We start from the raw sequence: 21,999 nt of genomic DNA, 5'->3' as shown, positions 1-21,999 counted from the left end.
CCTTTAATGGATGGCTTTTTTGCTTTTAGGAAACTATTTTATTTTTTACTATTTTTGGGGAGTTGTATAATTAGCAAACAATTGAAACAGATAAGTTTATTTTTTTTAGTGGTCCTTTTTCAATCTTGTCAATATTTTGAGAAGCAAGTGCCTAATGAAAAAGATTTATTGAATCAACGAATGAAAGAAATCAATTGGAAAGAAGTAGATCAATATCCAACTATAGCCGATTGTGAGAAATTAACGAATCCCATACAACGCAAACAATGTTTTTTTGAATTTATGCAAAGCACAATTCAGCAGAAATTAAGCATTGACACTTTAAAAATTTTATTTCCAAAATTAGATACTATTGAAGTAAAAGTTACTATTAACTCGGACGCTTCATTGCAATTTGAACCCCAATTTCCTCGCGATACGATTGCATATGACACCATTAAAATAGATAGCATTTTAAAAATAAAATTAGTTGATTTCCCTAAAGTCAATCCAGCAATAAAAAGAGGAATTCCGGTAAAAACTCAATTTATTTTACCTGTTATTATTAAAACGGAAAACGGCAAAAAATAATTAATTTTTTACTATTTTATAGTGAAAAGAATTACCGTCATGATTTACTTCCATTACATAAAAACCAGCCATTTCTGAAGTCATATCAATCAAACTATTGACGAATTCAGTAAAGTGCTTTTCTTGCACAAGTTTTCCTAATACATCGTAAATTTTAATATCTAAAGAGTCTATTGGTACACTTGAGAACAATTGGAAAACACCATTATTTGGATTTGGTATTATTTTTAGATTTTTGAAATCTTCAAGTTGGTTTTCTGAATTGGCTAATGGATTGATTATTATGCCTCCAGCAGCTTGATATACATTTGCAAAAGCTTGATAATACTGATTGGCAATATTGGCATCATGAACGATCAGTGTATTTTCATCATTTTTAGTTTCGGCAGAAGTACTCCAATTATGAGAACCGGTAAGAACTTGCGGATCTGAATTGTTATCAAAATTATCTACAACCATAAACTTGTGGTGCATAATTCCTGTAGCTGCATCAACAACTGCATGATTAGGTAATAAGCCTGCCTGTAAATTGGATATTTGATTACTTGTTGGATTACTACTATCTACCAAAACATTAATATTCGTAACACCTGCAGCATATTTATTGAAAATTGCTGAACTTATATCGGTTCTTGTGAAATTCATTACTGCAATTTCAATATCGGAGTTGGCCGAATTTATTGAAGAAATTATTTTAGATGTAGTTCCATCAGATGGGCTAAAATAACTTTCAACGGTTCTCCCACCAATAATAAAATTATGCGGAGTATTGTCTGTTTTGTACTGACCGAATTTTGAATTTGTAGTATTCGGTTGAGCTGTAGAACTTCCCCACATTTCTTCGAATTCTAGTGTATAGGCTGCCGCTAGAGTTTGATCTTGAATTACAATTGCATTATTTTTGTCTGGACCATCAATTTGAGCTACTGTCCAATTGGTAGAGCCGGTCCATACATAAGATAAAAATGGATTATTACAATTGGCATCGATAATGACAAACTTATTATGCATTATGGAATAGCTCGAAGTTGTAGGGCTTGCAAGGGTAGGAATCGCACTATTTAACAATGGTATCATTACGCTACTTGTGCTTCCATCATAAATAATTCGTACTTGAACACCTCTTGCATAGGCTGCATTAATAGCTCCGGCAATACCTGCTGCTGCAGAGGGAGAATAAGAATTGTAAATGGCAATATCCAATGTTGCAACACAATTATCAATATAGCTTATCAGCATATTATCTAAAGTATCAGCCAAATTCACTGCGACTTGCGTTTGACTAAAACTAGTGTCAACTGGATGATTGAAATAAACATTTATTGTTCCGCTCGATGCTGATTTTGATGCAATCACGGTACTTAAAGTGCTTGTTTTAGCATCCTTCAAGGTGTATTCAATTTTGAAAAACTGAGAAGGTTTTATGGAATTTATTATAAAATAATTTGGATTGGTAGTTTTCTCAATAGCTATTTCATTATTTGAAAAAACATCAATAACTTTTAAAGTACTTGGTAATTTTGCTTTATCAAAAGCAAGTTCTAATCGATCTGAAAAATAACGCACCATAAAATCTTTTTCAGCTATACTTTCTTGAGCAACTCCCGAAAATAATGTAAACAGAAAAAAGATTAAGATAGATAAGGGGGAATATCTAATCATTTTTTTTGTCAAAAATAAGAATTTATAAGTATTTTCTTATAAATAATAGTATTATTCTGATCTTAGTTTTTAACTATAAAAGCTTCTGCCTTTCCATCTATAACTTCCAAAAATTGAGTAAATGGCAACTAAAGATGAAAACAAAGGATATAAAAGACTACTTGCAAGAGGGGGAAATAGTTTCTTTTTTCTCAAATAAGAATTTGTTTTATAAAGTAATAAATAATCAATGCAGTATTTAATTCCAAAAGCAAAGACTAAATACCAAAAGTTTATTTTACCATAATAACAAAGTCCGAGAGAAAGCAATAAAGATAAATTCATTCCCAATACAATTACTGCAAGTATTTTGGCGTAATTATTTTTATAACTTGAAGTTTTACTTGCCCACCGAACGCGCTGCATAAAGAGTTCAAACAAGTCATTAATGGGTTTGGTTTTTACAATGAAGTTTTTATTTTTTAAATAACCCACTTTATCAGAATTGTGAGCAATTGCTTTTTGTAACAAAAGAACATCATCACCACTTGCCATGCTGTTAATTCCTCCGAAGCCACCAATTTCTAGGAATAATTGCTTCGTATAGGCAAAATTAGCGCCATTGCACATAAACGGTTTATCAAGTCCAAAACTACCTATTGTAGTTCCTTGGAGGCTCATTAAATCGAGTTGTTGAAAATGATGCATCCAATTGTTTTTAGTTTTATAAACTACAGCACCCACTACCATTTCGGGTTGTTTCTCTTGTATAAAATTATCTAAAGTTGTAAGCCAGTTTTTTGGGACCACACAATCGGCATCCGTAGTGATTATCCAAGGGTGCTTTACAATGGGTATGGCTCGTGAAATAGCATCTTTTTTTGGAGAATTGGATAGCCGTAAGTTTTCTAAAAGTGTCGATTCGATTAAGCCATTAGCCAAACGCCAGTTGATGCAAACTCTTTCGGAAGCATCACTAGAAAAGTCATCCACCAATATAATTTCAAATTTTTCAACTGGATAATTAAGGTTGGCAATTGATTTTAAAAGCTTAGGCAGGTTTTTTTCTTCATTCCTAAATGGGACAATAATTGAAAACGAATTTTGAGGTGGTTTTTCAGTTTTTTCAAAATAGTTTAGTTTGTTAAACCCAAATAATAATTGCACAATAAACACACTATATAGCAACAAAATAAAAAATAACACAAATACCATAACCTATAATTTAACGCTCTTTAATTTAAATATTAAAACATAGTAACTTCCAATAATAACAGGTAATACAATGTTTAAAAACCACATTAATGTAGTTACAAATACCGTTATCCATTGATTAACTCCCAATTCTCCGAAGAAATAAACTGCCAAACTTCCTTTTAAAGCAAAGTCTAAAAACTGAAAACTTGGAATAATGGAGGCCAATAAGTAAACCGTAGTTATACTCGCCATTAAATTTACGTATGGCAAATTAACATCAAAAGCTACAAACAAAAAATAATATTGGTGTGAAAAAACCAAATACCTAGCCAAACCAAGTAGGATGTTATTGTGATGTATTTTTTTTGGAATGGCATTGATTCTAGAAATGAAATTCTCAATAGAGTGTCCTTGAATCAAAATTCTTTTGGTAAAAAATGAAATTAAAAGCACTAAAAAGCAACTTAATATTAACAAGGCACTCCAATAATAATAGCCTAAAACGAGCATTCCTATTAAACCAAATACTCCTGTAACGAACACTTGAATTCCGTTGCAAAGAAGGTTTAAAAAAACAATTTTTTTGGTGTCTTTTTTATCAAAATACAAAGCCTTTCCAACATATTCACCTACACCAACCGGAGTAAATACCCCAAGTGTTAGGGCGGCAAGTACTTGCTTGGTTGCTTCAAGTTTTGAAATTACTTTAACTTCTTGTGCTAAATTTTGCCATTTTAAAATTTCAAAATAGCGATTACAAAAACTTAGGAACAATAAAAAACTAATTCCAGCTACCGACTGATTTTTTCGATACAAAACCAAAAATTTATTCCAATCGAGCTGGCTATTATTTGCTAATTCATGGTAGATGAAATAAAAAGCTGCAATTACAATCAAAAGTTTGATTATAAAAACGCCGAATTGTTTAGCTTTGTGAGAAATTGAAATCATTGTTGCAAAGAAACACAAAACTTTGCTTAGATTTTTTAATCTTGAAACTAAATAATTGGCAAACGAGCGCATCATACTAGGTATTGACCCTGGAACCACGATTATGGGTTTTGGCTTGATTAGGGTTGTAAATAAAAAAATGGAATTCATTCAGTTGAATGAATTGATTTTGAGTAAATACGACAACCATTATCAAAAGCTAAAAGTCATCTTTGAGCGAACCATTGAATTGATTGATACCCATCACCCCGATGAAATAGCTATTGAAGCACCTTTTTTTGGTAAGAATGTGCAATCGATGTTGAAATTAGGACGAGCTCAAGGTGTTGCAATGGCAGCAGGATTGTCTAGAGATATTCCGATTACTGAATACGAGCCGAAAAAAATTAAGATGGCTATAACCGGAAACGGAAACGCCACAAAAGAGCAAGTTGCTAAAATGCTACAACAGTTATTGGGACTAAAAACACTTCCTAAAAATTTAGATTCCACTGATGGTTTAGCTGCTGCGGTTTGTCATTTTTTCAACTCAGGGAAAGTTGTTGGTGCAAAAAGTTATTCTGGTTGGGATGCTTTTGTAAAACAAAATGAAGATCGCGTAAAGAAATAATCAATGAGCGGCATCTACATTCACATTCCTTTTTGCAAGCAAGCCTGTCATTATTGCGACTTTCATTTTTCTACTTCAATGAAGAAAAAAAACGAAATGATTTTGGCTTTAGCCAAAGAAATTCAAATGCGAAAAAACGAGTTTGAAGATGCGGTTGTAGAAACCATTTACTTTGGTGGAGGAACACCCTCTTTATTAGCGATTGAAGATTTAAGATTTTTGATAGCCGAAATTTACTCTAATTATAATGTTGTTAAGAATCCAGAAATAACCCTTGAAGCCAATCCGGATGATTTATCAAAAGAACGAATAGTTGCACTTTCCAATCTCAAAATCAATCGACTTTCTATTGGGATTCAATCTTTTTTTGAAGATGATTTGAAGATGATGAATCGGGCTCATAATTCGGCGGAAGCCAAAAAATGTTTAGAAGAAGCGACCCAATATTTTGACAATATCTCCATTGATTTGATATACGGTATCCCCGGAATGAGTAATGAAATATGGATGCAAAATATAGAAATGGCTTTGTCTTTTAATGTTCCGCATATTTCTAGTTATGCCTTAACGGTGGAGCCAAAAACGGCTTTGTATTCGTTCATTCAAAAAGAAATAATTCCACAACCAGACGAAGAAGTAGCCCAAGAGCATTTTCAAATATTGGTAGAAAAACTCAACGAAAATAATTTTATTCACTACGAATTGTCCAATTTTGGAAAAGAAAATTATTTTTCAAAAAACAATTCGAGTTATTGGTTGGGTAAAAAATACATTGGTATTGGTCCGTCTGCTCATAGTTATGACGGACAAAAAAGAGGCTGGAATGTTTCTAATAATTCGGTTTATATAAAATCTATTTCGGAAGGCATTTTGCCCTTAGAAACCGAAATCTTATCTAAAACAGACCGTTATAATGAATACATTATGACTGGATTGCGAACCATGTGGGGCGTTTCTTTAAAACGAATTGAAAAGGAATTTGGCCCAATCTATTTACACTATTTAAACAAGCAAGCAGCGCGATATATTGAGGATCATTTATTATTTATGGATGATGAAATTTTAAGAACTACTCAAAAAGGGAAGTTCTTGAGCGATGGAATTGCATCCGATTTATTTTTACTAAATTTGGAATAAAATCATTCTTTTGAAAACAACGATTATCCATAAAAACCAGACTTTTGAAATTGATTTGTCAAAACCTATAGACATTTCGATTCCTTTAACCAATACCGATACAAATCCTATTGCTTGGTATATTGAAAAGCCCGAAATAGAACCGGTAAAATTTGGAGATTGGATAGGGAAAGTTTCTGAGGGAAGTTCTACAAATTTCAATAACATTTTCTTTAATCCACATGGTCATGGCACTCACACCGAATGTTTAGGGCACATTACAAGAGAATTTTACTCGATTAATCAATGTTTAAAGCAGTTTTTTTTCACTTCCGAATTGATTTCGGTTACTCCAGAACGCGTTGGGGAAGACAGTATAATCTCCAAATCTCAAATTGAAAATGCTTTAAATGGTAAATCTCCTGAAGCAATTGTTATTCGAACACTACCTAACTTAGAATCCAAAAAACATCAAAATTATTCAAAAACAAATCCGCCTTATCTCGCTGAGGAAGCGGCAATTTTTATTAGAGAAATTGGAATTGAACACCTTCTAATTGATTTGCCAAGTGTTGACCGAGAGGAAGATGAAGGAAAATTACTTGCACATAAGGCATTTTGGAATGTGAAAAATACAACTAATTTAAATGCAGATGCAAGATTAAATTGTACCATTACCGAGTTGATTTATATTGATGATTCTGTTAGAGATGGAAGTTATTTTCTGAATTTACAAATTGCATCTTTTGAAAATGATGCTTCCCCGTCAAAACCCATTTTATTTTCTCTATAAAATATAGTCAAATAGGGATTCCTTTCGGATTAATTTATATTAAAAAAAACCACCAAAATTGCTTTTGATGGTTTTGATATGATTTGAAAAAGGATTTCTTATTTCAATAAATTGGTCACTAATGAAGGATACAATCCGATGATTACATTTAGTAAAATAGAAACTACACACACTGCATAATACACGAACGGAGTTTCTTGTTTTTCTTCATTTGGCTCTCTGGTGTACATAGCCAATATTAATTTGAAATAATAGCCAACACTCACAATTGAGTTGATTACCCCGGCAATAACTACCACTAGGTAACCTGCTTTAATGGTTTGTGTAAACAGCATAAATTTCGCAAAGAAACCAGAAAAAATAGGAATTCCCGCCATAGAAAGTAAAGCTGCAGTTAAGACCGCTGCCATTAATGGATTGGTTTTTCCTAAGCCGTTAAAATTAACAACATCTTCGTTGTCTTTGTTTCTAGTTACAGTAATAATCACAGCAAAAGCTGCAATTCCGGCTAGTGCATAAGCGCTAGTATAATACAATAAAGTAGAAGAAGAATTAGCTACGGTTAGTAAAGCCATTAACATGAATCCGGCGTGAGAAATACCGGAAAATGCCAACATTCTTTTTACATTATTTTGGCGTAAAGCCATAATATTTCCAACAGTCATTGAGGCAATAGAAACCACAATAATTATGAGTTGAAATGAGGTTAAGATATCTTGATTATCAAACGATGAATTCAGGTTTAATGCCGTTACTAATTTGTATAAGGTAGCAATAGCAACCACTTTTACTAAAGTACTCATGGTACCTGTTACAAGTGAAGGAGCACCTTCGTAAACATCGGGAGCCCAAAAATGAAACGGAACCGCTGCAATTTTAAATAACATTCCCACTACTACTAAAATTACCCCAATTGGAAACCAAGAAGGTAATTCGGCAGATAAAGATGCATTCGAAATTTCTGCAATATCAAAGCTTCCCATAGCACCATAAATAAGGCAAATTCCGAATAAAATAATTCCAGAAGCAAAAGATCCCATTAGGAAATACTTCATTCCTGCTTCATTGCTTTTTATATCCAATCGGCTGCTACCGGCTAAAATGTATAATGCGATTGAAAGGGTTTCAATTCCTATAAAGAACATGGCAAGATTGGTAAAAGAAACCATGGCAATAGCTCCAGCCAAAAGAAAAACTTTGATCGAAATATAATCGGAAATTTTAGTTTCATGCTCTTTGTATACCTCACTTCCCATAGCAACAATAAAAATTGTAAGTAGAATAAACAGCGAAGTAAATGCAGAAGAAGTTGAATCGGCTGCAATCATATTACTGTATTTTTCATTTGCAGAAAAACCTAAAGTCCAAAGGTGTAAAGTAGTTCCTAAAAGAGCTAGTAATCCTAAAATTACTACCGGAACAATTGCTTTTCTTAAATTAAAGATTTCAGCTATAAGACAAAAAACGCCTAAACCTGATATTGCTATTAGTGTATTCATTTGTATTAGTTAAATCTATTAATTTGAGTTAGAATTTCTTGTACACTTGGGTTTACCAAATCAACAATTGGTTTTGGATGGATTCCGTAGAATAATAAAAAGGCAATTAGTATCCCAAAAACAATTGTTTCATTTATAGATACTTCTGCAAATGCTTTAGTATTGGTTTCACCAAGCATTACATTTTGGAACATTTTCAACATATAGTAAGCTCCCAAAATAATGGTTGTTCCACCAAGAACGGCAAACCAAATATTTACTTGAAATAAACTATACAAAACGGTAAATTCTCCAATGAAGTTGAATGTTCCTGGTAAAGCAACAGACGCCAAGACTAAGATCATAAACAGCGATGTAAACTTTGGTGCTTGTGAACGAATTCCGCCAAGTTCTTCAATTTTATTCGAATTTAATCTTCTGTAAATTACTTCAGCAGCAAAGAATAATCCAACAACTACAAAACCGTGTGCAATCATTTGTGATACTGCTCCGCTGATACCATCTGCTGTTAATGTATAACAACCTGCAGCAATTAACCCTACGTGAGCTAATGATGAATAGGCTAATAATTTTTTCACATCTTTTTGGCGTAAAGCCACAATCGAACCATAAATTACTCCCGCAATACTCAACCCAATTAAGGTTGGCATGTAGGTTTTAGCTGCTAATGGAGCAATAGGAATCTGCCAACGGATCACGCTGTACAATCCCATTTTAAGCATGATACCTGATAAAAGCATGGTTCCAACAGTTGGTGCTTTTTGGTACACTTTTGCTTGCCATGTATGGAATGGAATAATCGGAATTTTAATCGCATAAGCTAAAAAGAAAGCGAAGAATATCCAGAATTGTTCAGTTACAGATAAGTTTAATTTAGTTAAATCAGACAGCATGAAACTACCTGCTTTGTCATATAAATAAGCAAAAGCAACTAGCATAAATAACGAACCTGCCAGCGTGTAAATAAAGAATTTTACTACTGCTTTTTTGCGTTCTTCTAAATCTCCGTTACCCCAAACTAATGCAATAAAGTAGATTGGAATTAAAGACAACTCCCAGAAAATATAGTATAACAAACCATCTTCAGCAAGGAAAGTTCCGGTCATTGCAAAAGCCATGAACAATACTAAAGCATAGAAGTTTTTGGAGTTATTGTATTTATTTGCAAAGGAAGATAAGATGATTATCGGAATCAAAGACACCGTTAATAAAACCATAGCAAGGGCCAATCCATCTGCTTTTAATGCAAAAGAAACATTAGGTTGTAAAATCCAAGGATTATTAAGGCTGATGTTTACTCCACCTAGAAAGTGATTTACTAAAACAGTGGTGCAACCTAAAGCCGCCAAACTAAAGAACAGGGCCACTTTGGAAGCCAATTTATTTCCAGAAAGGAAGGTTACTAAGGCACCAATTAAAAGGATAAATAATATTAGGGATACGTTCATTTTCTTTAAATTATTGTGCTAAAAATAAATAACTAACTATTGCCAAAACTCCAATTACAAAAGCAAAAAGATACAATCCAATACTTCCAGATTGTACTTTTTTACCTTGATTGCTTAATCCATTTGCAACACTTCCAAATCCATAAACGATTCCACCAAGAGCTGGCTCTAGAGTAGTTCTGAAGAAATTAGAAAGTGAGTTTAATGGTTTTACAATTAAAAAGGTGTACAATTCATCAACATAATATTTGTTGTAAATGGTTTTAGAAACACCAACAATTTCTGAATCTTGTTTTGGAACAAAACCTTGTTTGATATATTTGGCATACGCCCAAAAAATCCCAATAATCGCACCTGTTAATGCAATTCCCATTAACATATATTCTTGACTTCCAAGAGCATGTTCTTCGTGTTTTCCTGCTAAAATTGGCTCTAGGAAATGGTTTAACCAATTGCTTCCTGGTAAATTAATTAATCCGCCAACAGTTGCTAAAGCAGCTAAAATGATTAACGGTAAGGTAATTAAACTCGGACTTTCGTGTAAATGGTGTTTTTGTTCTTCGGTTCCTCTAAAGTCTCTGAAGAAAGTTAAATACATCAATCTAAACATATAGAAAGCCGTCATGATGGATGCAATAGATCCGATAATCCATAACGCTTTATTGTGCTCAAAAGCAACCATTAAGATTTCATCTTTAGACCAGAATCCTGCGAATGGGAAAATACCTGCAATGGCTAATGTTGAAATTAACATGGTTGCAAAAGTTATTGGCATTGCTTTACGCAAACCACCCATTTTACGCATATCTTGTTCGCCATGTAAGGCGTGAATTACTGATCCAGATCCTAAGAACAAACATGCCTTAAAGAATGCATGTGTGATTACATGGAAAACAGCCACGTTATAAGCGCCCAATCCTAAGGCTAAGAACATTAATCCTAATTGTGAAACTGTTGAATATGCTAATACTTTTTTTATGTCATTTTGAAGCAATCCAATTGAAGCTGCTAATAATGCAGTTATTGCTCCAACAATAGCGATGATGTTTTGAACTTCTGGTGTTAAATCAAATAAGAAGTTCATTCTAGTAATCATAAAGATACCAGCTGTTACCATCGTTGCCGCGTGAATTAATGCAGAAACAGGTGTTGGTCCCGCCATCGCATCAGGTAACCAAGTGTAAAGTGGTAATTGCGCTGATTTACCGGTTGCTCCGATGAATAAACATAAAGCAGCAACCGAATACCATATAGAAGTATGTGTAGCATTGTTTATTTCAATCATACTTTTCATCCCAGAATAATCCAATGTATTACTCATTCCTGCTAAAATGAAAATTCCAATCAAGAAACCTAAATCACCAACACGGTTCATGATGAATGCTTTTTTAGCAGCATCATTGTAGTCTTGGTTTTTATGCCAAAATCCGATAAGTAAGTAGGAGCAAAGTCCAACGCCTTCCCAACCGATAAACATAACTAGTAAGTTGCTTCCAACTACTAAAGTAATCATGAAGAATACGAATAGATTTAAATACGCAAAAAACTTGTGCATATTTTCGTCATCGTGCATGTAGCTGATCGAATATAAGTGAATTAAAGAACCAATTCCGGTTACAAATAGCAACCATAATAACGACAATTGGTCTAATAAAATTCCTAAATCTACTTTAAGTTTTCCTATTTGGATCCAATCCAATAAGGTAACAGAAACTGGTTTTCCGGTAGCGTTTAATTGCATGAAGAAATACACGCTCATAGCAAAAGATACTACAACTGCTCCAGTTCCGATGGCGCCAGCAATTCCTTTTCCTGCTTTTTTTCCGAAGAAAATATTAAATAAGAACCCAACAAATGGGGTTAATAATAAGAGTAAAACTAAGTTATTGTCCATTAGGGATTATCCTTTTAAGTTCTTTAAATTTGAAATATCTACCGATCCTATATTTCGGAAAACCGAAACAAGTAATGCCAATCCTACGGCAACTTCGGCAGCGGCTACTGTCATCGAGAAGAATACAAATACTTCTCCTTTCGCATCTTGCCAATAAGTTGAAAATGCAATGAATAATAAATTGACTGCATTCAGCATAATTTCGATTGACATGAACACGATGATGGCATTTCTTCTATACAACACTCCAAAAATTCCGATACAAAAAAGTAAAACGGAAAGGAAAATGTAATTTTCTATACCTATTTGATTTAAAATATTTTCCATATTATTTAGATGTTTTTTCTTTTTTAGACAATAATACTGCTCCAATCATGGCTACTAATAACAATACTGAAGCAAATTCAAACGGAACCATAAATCCGTCTTTGTCGTCTAATAAAACGGTTCCTAATTTTTTTATTGATTGGAAATCTTCGTGGCTTGTATAATACTCACCCACGAATGGTTTAGAGTACATAAAGATTAGCACTAAAGCGGTACTTAATAATACAAAAACAGTAATAGCACCAAGTCTGGTAATTCTCGGTTTGTGGACTTCGTCTTCTTTGTTAAGGTTCATCAACATGATGGTAAATAAGAAGAGTACCATTATGGCTCCCGAATAAACGATGATATGTACAATTGCTAAAAATTGCGCATTAAACAATAGGTAATGTCCAGCAATTGAGAAGAAACATAATACCAAGTAAATAGCACTATGAATTGGGTTTCTACTGTAAATAGTTAAAAAGGCTGTTGCCAGTGTAAAAGCCGCTAGGATATAAAATATAATTAGTACTGGTGCCATATTAATTTAGGTTTTTAGTATTTGCTATAGCCATTTCTAGAGGCATAACCAATTTGTCTTTTCCAAAAATAAAATCTTCTCTATCGTACTGTGCTGGCACTAATTCTTTTGAAATAGTTAGGTAAATCGCGTCTTTAGGACAAGCTTCTTCACACAATCCGCAGAAAATGCAACGCAACATATTGATTTCATAGATTTCAGCATATTTTTCTTCGCGGTACAAATGTTTTTCTTCTGGCTTACGCTCCGCTGCTTTCATAGTAATAGCTTCTGCTGGGCAAGAAAGTGCACATAAACCACAAGCTGTACAATTTTCTCTACCTTGTTCATCACGTTTTAACATGTGTCTTCCGCGATAAACAGGGCTAAATTCTCTAACTTGTTCTGGATAGTGAATGGTTGCTTTTTTGCTAAAAAAGTGTTTGATGGTTATCCACAAACCTTTTACTATGGCAATCAGGTATAATCTTTCTAAAAAGGTCATTTCCTTGTTGGAAACTTGCTTTTTACTACCTGATAATGAAATATTTTGTATTGATGACATAATTGTTATTTCCTAATTAATACCCAAAATAAGTTAAAATTTCACCTCTTAAATTGATAATTCCCGTGATGATAATATTTACAATTGAAAGTGGAATTAATATTTTCCAACCCAAATTCATTAATTGATCGTATCTAAATCTTGGTATCGTCCAACGAATCCACATAAAGAAGAAAATGAAAAAGCAAAGTTTTGCAAACAAGGCTCCCATACCAATAATATTTGCAAGGTTTACTCCCCAATGTTCTACTGCCCAACTCATTCCAGGATAGTTATAACCACCAAAGAATAATACGGATATAATAGTAGAAGAAATAAACATATTTGCATATTCAGCAAATAAATAGAATCCCATTTTCATGGAAGAATACTCGGTGTGGTAACCTCCAATTAATTCCGATTCACATTCTGCTAAATCGAAAGGGGTTCTATTGGTTTCTGCGAAAGCACAAATTAAAAAGATAAGAAACGATAGCGGTTGGTAAAAAACATTCCAATGCAAACCAGATTGTTGAACCGATATTTCTTTCAAGCTTAATGTTCCGGTTGACATTAATAAAGCAATCATTGATAATCCCATGGCAACTTCGTAGGAAACCATTTGAGATGCAGCACGAACGGCTCCCATTAACGAGAACTTATTATTAGATGCCCATCCACCAATCATGATTCCGTATACTCCAATAGAAACAATTGCAAAAATATAAAGTAAAGCACTATCGGTATCCGTAGCTTGAAGCACTACATCTCTTCCAAAAATATGTAATTTATCACCCCACGGAATTACAGCACTAGTCATTAAGGCCGCACTCATTGCAATGGCAGGTCCTACAAAAAACAAAAATCTATTTTTGGTGTCTGGTTCAAATTCTTCTTTTGCAAAAAGTTTCATTCCGTCTGCAAGGGGTTGTAATAATCCTCCCCATCCGGCACGGTTAGGACCAACTCGATCTTGAAGAAAAGCCGCAACTTTTCGTTCTGCCCAAGTAGAATACATCGCCATGATCATAGTTACAGCAAAAACCACAACTATAATCACACTTTTTTCTATAATGAAGGTGGTACTACTATCCATTTTGCTTTGAATTTATTGGGTTACCATCTATTTTTTCATTGTATCCAATCTCGGCCATACTTATTTTTTTACGGTCTTGATCTCTACCTAGAAGAATACCTTTTTCAGTTTCAATAACTACTTTTTCAGTGGTATTGTATTTTTTATTTTGGTTGATAACCGAATCTTTTTCGAATTTTCTCGGACCTTCAATAACCCAATCCGAAACTTCTTTTTTATCAAAACGACACGTATTGCAAATGAAATCTTCTACCTCATGGTACTCGTCTTTTCTTGCAGTAACTCTTTGAATTTCGTTTCCAAACATCCAAACGGTTGTTTTTCCGCAACATCCTGGAGTGGTACATTCTCTGTGTGCATTGAATGGTTTGTTAAACCAAACTCTCGATTTGAAACGGAAGGTTTTATCGGTTAATGCTCCAACCGGGCAAACATCAATCATGTTTCCAGAGAATTCATTGTCAATTGCCGTTGAGATACAAGTCGAAATTTGAGAGTGATCACCACGATTTAAAACACCGTGAACTCTACCATCGGTTAATTGATCGGCAACTTCCACACAACGTTGACAAACGATGCAACGGTTCATGTGTAATTGAATATAGGGACCGATATCTTCGGGCTCGAAAGTTCTTTTTTCTTCAATGAAACGCGTTTCTGATTTACCGTGTTCGAAACTTAAGTTTTGCAAATCACACTCTCCCGCTTGGTCGCATACTGGGCAATCTAATGGGTGGTTGATTAAAAGGAATTCGGTTACAGCTTTACGCGCTTCCGTTACTCTTTCTGAAGATTTGCTGGCAACTTCCATTCCGTCTTGACATCCTGTAATACAAGATGCTACCAATTTTGGCATTGGTCGTGGATCTGCTTCGCTACCTTTGGTTACATCAACTAAGCAGCAACGGCATTTCCCACCAGTACCTTTTAGTTTAGAATAATAACACATGGCTGGCGGAACGGATTCTCCACCAATCATACGAGCCGCTTGCAGGATGGTTGTTCCTGCTTCAACTTCAATTTCTTGACCGTCTATGGTTACTTTCATTATCTATTTGTTTAAAAGATTAAAAGTTTTGAGTTAAGCGTTTCCACTTCATACTTCCAACTTCCAACTTCTGACTTTTAAATTATATTATTTGTTTTGCTACTAAGTGCTTTACTTTTTCAAAAGGCTCTGCTACAAAGTGATCTCTATTTTTTATTTTTTCTGGGAAACGAATGTGGTATTCAAACTCGTCTCTAAAATGACGAATTGCAGCAGCAACTGGCCAAGAAGCAGCATCTCCTAGTGGGCAGATGGTGTTTCCTTCAATTTTAGATTGGATGCTCCATAACAATTCGATATCCTCTTCACGACCTTGGCCGTTTTCAATTCTCCACAATACTTTCTCTAACCATCCTGTTCCTTCACGACATGGTGTACATTGTCCGCAAGATTCATGGTGGTAAAAACGAGAAAAATTCCAAGTATTACGAACGATACAAGCTCTATCATCATACACGATAAATCCTCCAGAACCTAGCATCGATCCGGTTGCAAATCCTCCGTCAGATAAACTTTCGTAGGTCATCAATCGGTCTTCTCCAGCAGCTGTTTTATAAATTAAATCAGCTGGTAAAATTGGCACCGAACTACCTCCAGGAACTAAGGCTTTAAGAGGTCTGTCGGTTTGCATTCCGCCACAATATTCATCTGAATTCATGAATTCATAAACAGATAACCCCAATTCAATTTCGTAAACACCTTGATTTTTAATATTACCTGAAGCCGAAATTAATTTGGTTCCTGTAGATCGACCGATTCCTATTCCTGCATAATCAGCACCTGAATTATTGATAATCCATGGCACAGCCGAAATAGTTTCTACATTATTTACTACGGTTGGATTTTGCCAAAGTCCTTTTACAGCTGGAAATGGTGGTTTTAATCTAGGATTTCCACGATTACCCTCTAAACTTTCAATAAGTGCAGTTTCTTCACCGCAAATGTAGGCTCCACCACCAATTTGAACATAAAGTTCTAAATCGTATCCAGATCCTAATATATTTTTACCCAACCACCCAGCAGCTTTTGCTTCGGCAATGGCTTTTTCTAATATTTTATAAACCCACATGTATTCTCCACGAATGTAGATGTAGGATAGGTTGGCACCCAAAGCGTAACTTGAAGTAATCATTCCTTCTATTAATAAGTGCGGAATGTATTCCATTAAGAAACGGTCTTTAAAAGTACCTGGTTCTGATTCGTCAGCATTACAAACTAAATGTCTTGGGTTGCCCGATTTTTTATCGATGAAACTCCATTTCATTCCAGCCGGAAATCCTGCACCACCACGACCACGAAGTCCCGAAGTTTTTACTTCTTCTACAACTTCATCCGGGGTCATTTTTTTCAAGGCTTTTTCTACCGATGCATAACCGCCTTCTTTACGGTATACTTCATAAGTTTTAATTCCCGGAACATTGATTTTGTCTAATAATATTTTTCTTCCCATGATACTATTTATCGTGTAAAGTGATTTTTCCGTCTTTACAGTCAGAAATTAACTGATCAATTTTTTCTTTGGTTAAATGCTCTTGGTAAAAATCTCCCAATTGCATCATTGGTGCATAACCACAAGCACCCAAACATTCTACTCCACGTACTTCAAATTGTCCGTCTGCAGTTGGTTCACCCACTTTAACTCCCAATTTAGAACAGGTGTAATCCATTAAATCTTCAACTCCGTTTTGACAACAAGGAGAAGTTTGGCAAAATTCAAACATGTATTTTCCAATTGGTCTTTGGTTGAACATGGAGTAAAAAGTCACCACTTCAAAAACTTCAATTGGTTGTATTTCGAGAATTTCAGCTACTTTAATTTGTAAATCGGTGCTTAACCAATTGTCATGAGCATCTTGAACTTCATGCAATACGGGAAGTAAAGCCGATTTCTTTTTGCCTTCTGGATAATGACTAATTAATTCATTGATGCGAGACATCAAAGATTCAGTCATGTTTATTTCTTGTTTGATATGTGATCTTTCCATAATTATTATGCGTCTAATTCTCCTGCAATTACATTTAAACTGGATAATATTACAATAGCATCCGATAACATGCCGCCTTTAATCATTTCGGTATAGGCTTGGTAATAGATAAAGCAAGGTCTTCTAAAGTGTAAACGGTAGGGCGTTCTACTTCCGTCGGTTACCAAATAAAATCCTAATTCTCCATTTCCACCTTCTACAGCATGGTAAATTTCGGCAACTGGAACAGGAACTTCACCCATCACAATTTTGAAGTGATATATTAAGCTTTCCATATTGTGGTATACATCTTCTTTTGGAGGAAGGTAATAATCAGGCACATCAGCATGTATTGGACCTTCTGGTAATTTTGCTAAGGCTTGACGGATGATGCTTATACTTTCCCAAACTTCGGCATTACGAACGCAAAAACGATCGTAAGTATCTCCTGATTTTCCTACTGGAATTTCAAAATCAAAATCTTCATAAGACGAATAAGGCTGTGCTTTTCTTACATCATAATCAATTCCTGCTGCTCTTAAATTCGGACCTGTTAATCCGTATTGCATTGCAAGTTCGGCAGAAATCGGACCTACATTAACCGTACGATCAATAAAGATTCTGTTTCTTTCGAAAAGGTTTTCAAATTCTTTCCAAGCAACTGGGAAATCTTGTAAAAAGGTGTCTAATTTTTTGAATGCCTCTTCAGACCATTCTCTTTCAAATCCACCAATTCTACCCATATTTGTAGTCAATCGAGCACCACAAATTTCTTCGTAGATTTCGTATATTTTTTCTCTAAATTGAAATACATATAAGAACCCGGTATAGGCTCCAGTATCCACTCCAAGAATCGAATTACAAATAAGGTGATCAGCTATTCTCGCTAACTCCATTACGATTACTCTTAAGTATTGAGCACGTTTTGGAACTTCAATTTCTAATAATTTTTCTACAGTCATCCACCATGCCATGTTATTGATAGGCGATGAACAGTAGTTCATACGGTCTGTCAAGACATTTACTTGATAAAAAGGACGGTTTTCTGCAATTTTTTCGAAGGCACGATGAATGTAACCAATAGTTGGTTCTGCATCAAGAATTCGTTCTCCATCCATCAACAAGATATTTTGAAAAATACCGTGTGTAGCAGGGTGCGTTGGCCCAAGATTTAATATTGAAAGTTCGCTTCCGTCTTCGTTGCGCGTCTGTTCAATGATTTTGGCATAACGATGCTCTGGTAATAATAATAAGTCTGACATCTTAAATTATAAATTGATAATTAATAATTATCCATTATTTGGTGTTCTTCCAAAGAAACGATCGTCTTTGTCTGTTCTTCCTCCATCTTCCATTGGGAATTCTTTACGCAACGGATGCGAAACCATCTCAGGCATATTCAAAATTCGTTTCAATTGCGGATGACCGATAAAATTAATGCCATAAAAATCGAAAGTTTCTCTTTCCATCCAATTGGCAGTTAAAAATAAATCGGTAATTGTATTTAATTCTGGATTTTCTCCTGATAAATAAGTTGTGATTCTTAAACGAACATTTTCTACCCAATTGTGCATGTGATATACTACAGCAAATTGATGGCTTACTTCATTTTCTGGATAGTGAACGCCACATAAATCAGTTAGGAAATGGAAGTTTAAATCTTCTTCAACTTTAAGGGTTCGAATTACTTCGTGAATTGCATCCGGGGTAGCTTCGAAAGAAAAAATGTCGCGACTCATGTGAAAGTTTAACACTTTATCGCCAAACTTTGAAGTCAATTTTTCTTGTATTGTAGTCGTTTCTAAAGCCATATTATAGGTTATAAGAAGCTAATAATTCTTTATATTCTGGAGAATTTCTTCGTCTTACCGATTCGTTCTTTACCAATTCTTGTAATTGCATTACGCCGTCTACAATTTGTTCTGGTCGAGGTGGGCATCCTGGAACGTATACATCCACAGGGATTACTTTGTCTATCCCTTGCAACACAGAATAAGTGTCAAAGACACCACCCGAGGTTGCGCAAGCTCCAACGGCGATTACCCATCTTGGCTCACTCATTTGCTCGTATACTTGTCTTAAAATTGGGGCCATTTTTTTAGAAATAGTTCCCATTACTAATAACATATCCGCTTGACGAGGAGAAAAACTCACACGCTCCATTCCAAAACGTGCTAAGTCATAATGCGATGCCATTGTTGCCATGAACTCAATTCCGCAACAAGAAGTTGCAAATGGAAGTGGCCATAAAGAATTAGCTCTTGCTAAACCAACTACGTCATTAAGCTTGGTTGCAAAAAATCCTTCTCCTGTAACTCCTTCTGGAGGAGCAACCATATTTATTTTAGAATCACTCATTTAAATTCGTAATTAAATTCAAGATTAATTATTCCCACTCAAGAGCTTTCTTCTTGATGATATAGAAGAAGCCAACTAAAAGCAATAACATAAAAACAATCATTTTTATCATCCCATCGATGCCTAATTCTTTAAAATTAACAGCCCATGGGTATAAAAATATTACCTCCACATCAAATAGTACAAAAAGGATGGCAACTAAAAAGTATTTTACAGAAAAAGGAATACGTGCATTTCCTACCGATTCAATTCCGCACTCAAAGTTCTTATCTTTATTTTTTGAATGTCTTTTTGGACCCAAAAAGCTTGATCCAATGATAGTTGCAACAACAAATCCTATGGCAAGAAGTGCTTGCATTAGAATTGGAATATAGTCGTGTTGTGTAGATTGCATAGTGTAAATTTTATAGTCTTATTCAAAATTTGCACAAATATACACTGCATTATTTAATTCGCAAAAAGCTAAGGTTAAACGTTTCTTATTTATTGCTTAAAAACACTTATTTAAATCAATTCTAAATAAAATAATTAGGCATAAAAAAACGCCCCGATTTTTCGGGGCGTTTTGACCATTGAGGTAACCAAAAAATAATATATATTAGTCTTCGATAACTACTACTTGAGCAGCCACTTTACCTTTTCTTCCTTCTTCTTCTTCGTAAGAAACTTTGTCACCTTCGTTTAGTGACTCCGCTTTAATACCTGTAGCATGAACGAAAATGTCTTTTCCATTTTCATCATCTGTAATGAATCCGTAACCTTTTGATTCATTGAAAAATTTAACTGTTCCTGTGCGCATTTTGTAATGTAAAAAATTAATAATGTTCAAAGATATACTTATTTATGACATAGCAAACAAAAAATAAATAAAAAATGAAATTATTTTTAACAAAGTTCATTTATAAATAAATGATTTTCAGGTAAATGTTTGAATATTTTTCAATAAATTAAATAAAAAAGCAGTTATTTTTTATTTATTAAATAACTGCTTTCTAATTAGTTGCGAATTTGATATTAATTACTTCATATCCAATTTGATATGTAATTCATTCAATTGCAATTCATCAATTACGGATGGAGCATCAATCATTACATCTCTACCCGAATTGTTTTTTGGGAAGGCAATAAAATCACGAATGGTTTCTTGTCCACCTAAAATAGCGACTAATCGATCCAATCCAAATGCCAAACCTCCGTGAGGTGGCGCGCCAAATTGGAAGGCATCCATTAAGAATCCGAATTGGTTGCGGGCTTCTTCTTCGGTGAAACCTAAATATTTAAACATCAATTGTTGAGTTGCTTTATCGTGAATACGAATTGAACCTCCTCCAATTTCATTTCCATTTAACACCATGTCGTAGGCATTGGCACGAACTTTACCTGGGTTGGTTGCAAGCAATTCCATATCTTCTGGTTTAGGAGAAGTAAATGGGTGGTGCATGGCGTGCCATCTTCCTGATTCTTCGTCTAATTCTAATAATGGAAAATCAACTACCCATAATGGAGCAAATTCTGCAGGATTTCTTAATCCCAATCGTGTTGCTAATTCCATTCTCAAGGCTGAAAGTTGACTTCTTGTTTTATCGCTAGGACCCGAAAGAACAAAAATCATATCACCTGCTTTTGCGCCGGTAATTTTTGCCCATTGCGCTAAATCGGCTTGATCGTAAAATTTATCTACCGATGATTTATAGGTTCCGTCTTCTTCACATTTTACATAAACCATTCCTGTTGCACCAATTTGTGGACGTCTTACCCAGTCAATTAAGGCATCAATTTCTTTTCTTGTGAATGTGGCGCACCCCGGAGCTGCAATTCCAACTACCAATTCGGCCGAGTTAAATACAGGGAAATCTTTATGTTGTGCTACGGCATTTAATTCGCCAAACTCCATTCCGAAACGGATGTCTGGCTTGTCATTTCCGTAGGTTTTCATGGCATGATCGTAGGTCATTCTTGGGAATTTTTCTACTTCCAATCCGTGGATTTCTTTTAATAAATGGCGTGTTAATCCTTCAAAAACATTTAAGATATCTTCTTGTTCCACAAATGCCATTTCACAATCGATTTGAGTAAACTCGGGTTGTCTATCGGCACGCAAATCTTCATCTCTGAAACATTTTACAATTTGAAAATATTTATCCATTCCGCCCACCATTAATAACTGTTTGAAGGTTTGAGGTGATTGCGGAAGCGCATAAAATTGTCCTTCATTCATACGGCTTGGCACCACAAAATCGCGAGCTCCTTCTGGAGTAGATTTAATTAAATAAGGTGTTTCTACTTCACAAAAGTCTAAAGCAGATAAATAATTTCTAACGGCTTGAGCCACTTTATGACGAAAAAGCAAAGCGTTTTTTACCGGATTTCTGCGAATGTCAAGGTAACGGTATTTCATGCGGATGTCTTCACCGCCATCAGTTTCGTCTTCAATAGTGAAA

General features: G+C 34.6%; 23 protein-coding genes. 4 read left to right on the top strand and 19 right to left on the bottom strand.

The annotated features are described in order from the left end of the window. The first annotated feature begins 81 nt into the window (after positions 1 to 81). Entirely contained in the window at positions 82 to 570 is a 489-nt protein-coding gene (locus tag ACKOWY_RS00375) for a hypothetical protein (protein ID WP_408939460.1), read from the top strand. Here ACKOWY_RS00375 and ACKOWY_RS00370 read toward each other — a convergent pair whose 3' ends face one another. The 3 genes from ACKOWY_RS00370 to ACKOWY_RS00360 form a co-directional block, all read right to left on the bottom strand. After that, entirely contained in the window at positions 571 to 2,232 is a 1,662-nt protein-coding gene (locus ACKOWY_RS00370) for a phospholipase D-like domain-containing protein (protein WP_408939459.1), read from the bottom strand. Positions 2,233 to 2,301: 69 nt separating this feature from the next. Next, positions 2,302 to 3,378, bottom strand: a complete 1,077-nt coding sequence (locus tag ACKOWY_RS00365) for a glycosyltransferase family 2 protein (protein WP_408939458.1) — start codon at positions 3,376 to 3,378, stop codon at positions 2,302 to 2,304. Between the two features lie 51 nt (positions 3,379 to 3,429). Then, a complete protein-coding gene (locus ACKOWY_RS00360) occupies positions 3,430 to 4,359 on the bottom strand; it encodes a hypothetical protein (protein WP_408939457.1) in 930 nt (309 codons plus the stop codon). Positions 4,360 to 4,414: 55 nt separating this feature from the next. Between ACKOWY_RS00360 and ruvC the strand changes: the two genes are divergently transcribed. From ruvC to ACKOWY_RS00345, 3 genes are read left to right on the top strand one after another with little or no spacing between them, the layout of a single operon-like run. Then, the gene (ruvC, locus tag ACKOWY_RS00355) at positions 4,415 to 4,969 is read left to right on the top strand and encodes a crossover junction endodeoxyribonuclease RuvC (RefSeq protein ID WP_408939456.1); all 555 of its coding nucleotides are present in this window, start codon (positions 4,415 to 4,417) and stop codon (positions 4,967 to 4,969) included. 3 nt (positions 4,970 to 4,972) lie between these two features. Then, on the top strand, positions 4,973 to 6,106 hold the full coding sequence (gene hemW / locus ACKOWY_RS00350; protein WP_408939455.1) for a radical SAM family heme chaperone HemW: 1,134 nt from the start codon (positions 4,973 to 4,975) through the stop codon (positions 6,104 to 6,106). Positions 6,107 to 6,116: 10 nt separating this feature from the next. Continuing rightward, entirely contained in the window at positions 6,117 to 6,878 is a 762-nt protein-coding gene (locus tag ACKOWY_RS00345) for a cyclase family protein (protein WP_408939454.1), read from the top strand. A gap of 98 nt (positions 6,879 to 6,976) precedes the next feature. Here ACKOWY_RS00345 and ACKOWY_RS00340 read toward each other — a convergent pair whose 3' ends face one another. From ACKOWY_RS00340 to aspS, 16 genes are all read right to left on the bottom strand, one after another. Then, positions 6,977 to 8,377 (bottom strand): NADH-quinone oxidoreductase subunit N, encoded by a 1,401-nt coding sequence (locus ACKOWY_RS00340; RefSeq protein WP_408939453.1) that lies wholly within the window; start codon positions 8,375 to 8,377, stop codon positions 6,977 to 6,979. 5 nt (positions 8,378 to 8,382) lie between these two features. Then, entirely contained in the window at positions 8,383 to 9,825 is a 1,443-nt protein-coding gene (locus ACKOWY_RS00335; protein ID WP_408939452.1) for a NuoM family protein, read from the bottom strand. Positions 9,826 to 9,835: 10 nt separating this feature from the next. Further along, positions 9,836 to 11,719, bottom strand: a complete 1,884-nt coding sequence (gene nuoL, locus ACKOWY_RS00330) for an NADH-quinone oxidoreductase subunit L (RefSeq protein WP_408939451.1) — start codon at positions 11,717 to 11,719, stop codon at positions 9,836 to 9,838. Between the two features lie 6 nt (positions 11,720 to 11,725). Continuing rightward, entirely contained in the window at positions 11,726 to 12,046 is a 321-nt protein-coding gene (gene nuoK, locus ACKOWY_RS00325; protein ID WP_408939450.1) for an NADH-quinone oxidoreductase subunit NuoK, read from the bottom strand. Position 12,047: 1 nt separating this feature from the next. Further along, positions 12,048 to 12,569, bottom strand: coding sequence for an NADH-quinone oxidoreductase subunit J (locus ACKOWY_RS00320; protein ID WP_408939449.1), 522 nt, complete (start codon positions 12,567 to 12,569; stop codon positions 12,048 to 12,050). A 1-nt stretch (position 12,570) separates the two neighbouring features. Next, complete coding sequence (locus ACKOWY_RS00315) at positions 12,571 to 13,113, bottom strand: NuoI/complex I 23 kDa subunit family protein (RefSeq protein WP_408939448.1); 543 nt, start codon at positions 13,111 to 13,113, stop codon at positions 12,571 to 12,573. Between the two features lie 16 nt (positions 13,114 to 13,129). Continuing rightward, a complete protein-coding gene (gene nuoH, locus ACKOWY_RS00310) occupies positions 13,130 to 14,188 on the bottom strand; it encodes an NADH-quinone oxidoreductase subunit NuoH (protein ID WP_408939447.1) in 1,059 nt (352 codons plus the stop codon). Further along, positions 14,181 to 15,236 (bottom strand): 2Fe-2S iron-sulfur cluster-binding protein, encoded by a 1,056-nt coding sequence (locus ACKOWY_RS00305; protein WP_408939446.1) that lies wholly within the window; start codon positions 15,234 to 15,236, stop codon positions 14,181 to 14,183. The genes nuoH and ACKOWY_RS00305 overlap by 8 nt, the downstream gene beginning before the upstream one ends. An 82-nt stretch (positions 15,237 to 15,318) precedes the next feature. Further along, the gene (nuoF, locus tag ACKOWY_RS00300; protein ID WP_408939445.1) at positions 15,319 to 16,686 is read right to left on the bottom strand and encodes an NADH-quinone oxidoreductase subunit NuoF; all 1,368 of its coding nucleotides are present in this window, start codon (positions 16,684 to 16,686) and stop codon (positions 15,319 to 15,321) included. 4 nt (positions 16,687 to 16,690) lie between these two features. Beyond that, complete coding sequence (locus ACKOWY_RS00295) at positions 16,691 to 17,221, bottom strand: complex I 24 kDa subunit family protein (RefSeq protein ID WP_408939444.1); 531 nt, start codon at positions 17,219 to 17,221, stop codon at positions 16,691 to 16,693. Positions 17,222 to 17,226: 5 nt separating this feature from the next. Beyond that, positions 17,227 to 18,462: an NADH-quinone oxidoreductase subunit D gene (locus tag ACKOWY_RS00290; RefSeq protein ID WP_408939443.1), complete on the bottom strand. Its 1,236-nt coding sequence runs from the start codon at positions 18,460 to 18,462 to the stop codon at positions 17,227 to 17,229. Positions 18,463 to 18,489: 27 nt separating this feature from the next. Next, complete coding sequence (locus ACKOWY_RS00285; protein ID WP_408939442.1) at positions 18,490 to 19,011, bottom strand: NADH-quinone oxidoreductase subunit C; 522 nt, start codon at positions 19,009 to 19,011, stop codon at positions 18,490 to 18,492. Between the two features lies 1 nt (position 19,012). Further along, positions 19,013 to 19,558: an NADH-quinone oxidoreductase subunit B gene (locus ACKOWY_RS00280; RefSeq protein WP_396145167.1), complete on the bottom strand. Its 546-nt coding sequence runs from the start codon at positions 19,556 to 19,558 to the stop codon at positions 19,013 to 19,015. A gap of 28 nt (positions 19,559 to 19,586) precedes the next feature. Continuing rightward, entirely contained in the window at positions 19,587 to 19,952 is a 366-nt protein-coding gene (locus tag ACKOWY_RS00275) for an NADH-quinone oxidoreductase subunit A (RefSeq protein WP_408939441.1), read from the bottom strand. A gap of 204 nt (positions 19,953 to 20,156) precedes the next feature. Further along, the gene (locus ACKOWY_RS00270) at positions 20,157 to 20,357 is read right to left on the bottom strand and encodes a cold shock domain-containing protein (protein WP_326369134.1); all 201 of its coding nucleotides are present in this window, start codon (positions 20,355 to 20,357) and stop codon (positions 20,157 to 20,159) included. Between the two features lie 219 nt (positions 20,358 to 20,576). Then, positions 20,577 to 21,999: aspartate--tRNA ligase (gene aspS, locus ACKOWY_RS00265; protein ID WP_408939440.1), on the bottom strand; the 1,423-nt coding region annotated here is incomplete at its 5' end.

The sequence above is a fragment of the Flavobacterium sp. genome, from assembly GCF_046073885.1.
GTDB lineage: Bacteria > Bacteroidota > Bacteroidia > Flavobacteriales > Flavobacteriaceae > Flavobacterium.
Note: the sequence above shows the minus strand (reverse complement) of the source record. Positions and strands in the feature narration are given on the sequence as shown.

Coding starts and splice junctions, on each gene's coding strand:
- ACKOWY_RS00340 (WP_408939453.1), bottom strand. CDS start 8,377: ATGAATACACTAATAGCAATATCAGGTTTAGGCGTTTTTTGTCTTATA.
- ACKOWY_RS00335 (WP_408939452.1), bottom strand. CDS start 9,825: ATGAACGTATCCCTAATATTATTTATCCTTTTAATTGGTGCCTTAGTA.
- ACKOWY_RS00360 (WP_408939457.1), bottom strand. CDS start 4,359: ATGATTTCAATTTCTCACAAAGCTAAACAATTCGGCGTTTTTATAATC.
- ACKOWY_RS00275 (WP_408939441.1), bottom strand. CDS start 19,952: ATGCAATCTACACAACACGACTATATTCCAATTCTAATGCAAGCACTT.
- hemW (WP_408939455.1), top strand. CDS start 4,973: ATGAGCGGCATCTACATTCACATTCCTTTTTGCAAGCAAGCCTGTCAT.
- ACKOWY_RS00370 (WP_408939459.1), bottom strand. CDS start 2,232: ATGATTAGATATTCCCCCTTATCTATCTTAATCTTTTTTCTGTTTACA.
- ACKOWY_RS00290 (WP_408939443.1), bottom strand. CDS start 18,462: ATGTCAGACTTATTATTATTACCAGAGCATCGTTATGCCAAAATCATT.
- ACKOWY_RS00320 (WP_408939449.1), bottom strand. CDS start 12,569: ATGGCACCAGTACTAATTATATTTTATATCCTAGCGGCTTTTACACTG.
- nuoL (WP_408939451.1), bottom strand. CDS start 11,719: ATGGACAATAACTTAGTTTTACTCTTATTATTAACCCCATTTGTTGGG.
- ACKOWY_RS00315 (WP_408939448.1), bottom strand. CDS start 13,113: ATGTCATCAATACAAAATATTTCATTATCAGGTAGTAAAAAGCAAGTT.
- nuoF (WP_408939445.1), bottom strand. CDS start 16,686: ATGGGAAGAAAAATATTATTAGACAAAATCAATGTTCCGGGAATTAAA.
- ACKOWY_RS00270 (WP_326369134.1), bottom strand. CDS start 20,357: ATGCGCACAGGAACAGTTAAATTTTTCAATGAATCAAAAGGTTACGGA.
- ACKOWY_RS00295 (WP_408939444.1), bottom strand. CDS start 17,221: ATGGAAAGATCACATATCAAACAAGAAATAAACATGACTGAATCTTTG.
- nuoH (WP_408939447.1), bottom strand. CDS start 14,188: ATGGATAGTAGTACCACCTTCATTATAGAAAAAAGTGTGATTATAGTT.
- ACKOWY_RS00285 (WP_408939442.1), bottom strand. CDS start 19,011: ATGGCTTTAGAAACGACTACAATACAAGAAAAATTGACTTCAAAGTTT.
- nuoK (WP_408939450.1), bottom strand. CDS start 12,046: ATGGAAAATATTTTAAATCAAATAGGTATAGAAAATTACATTTTCCTT.
- ACKOWY_RS00305 (WP_408939446.1), bottom strand. CDS start 15,236: ATGAAAGTAACCATAGACGGTCAAGAAATTGAAGTTGAAGCAGGAACA.
- ACKOWY_RS00280 (WP_396145167.1), bottom strand. CDS start 19,558: ATGAGTGATTCTAAAATAAATATGGTTGCTCCTCCAGAAGGAGTTACA.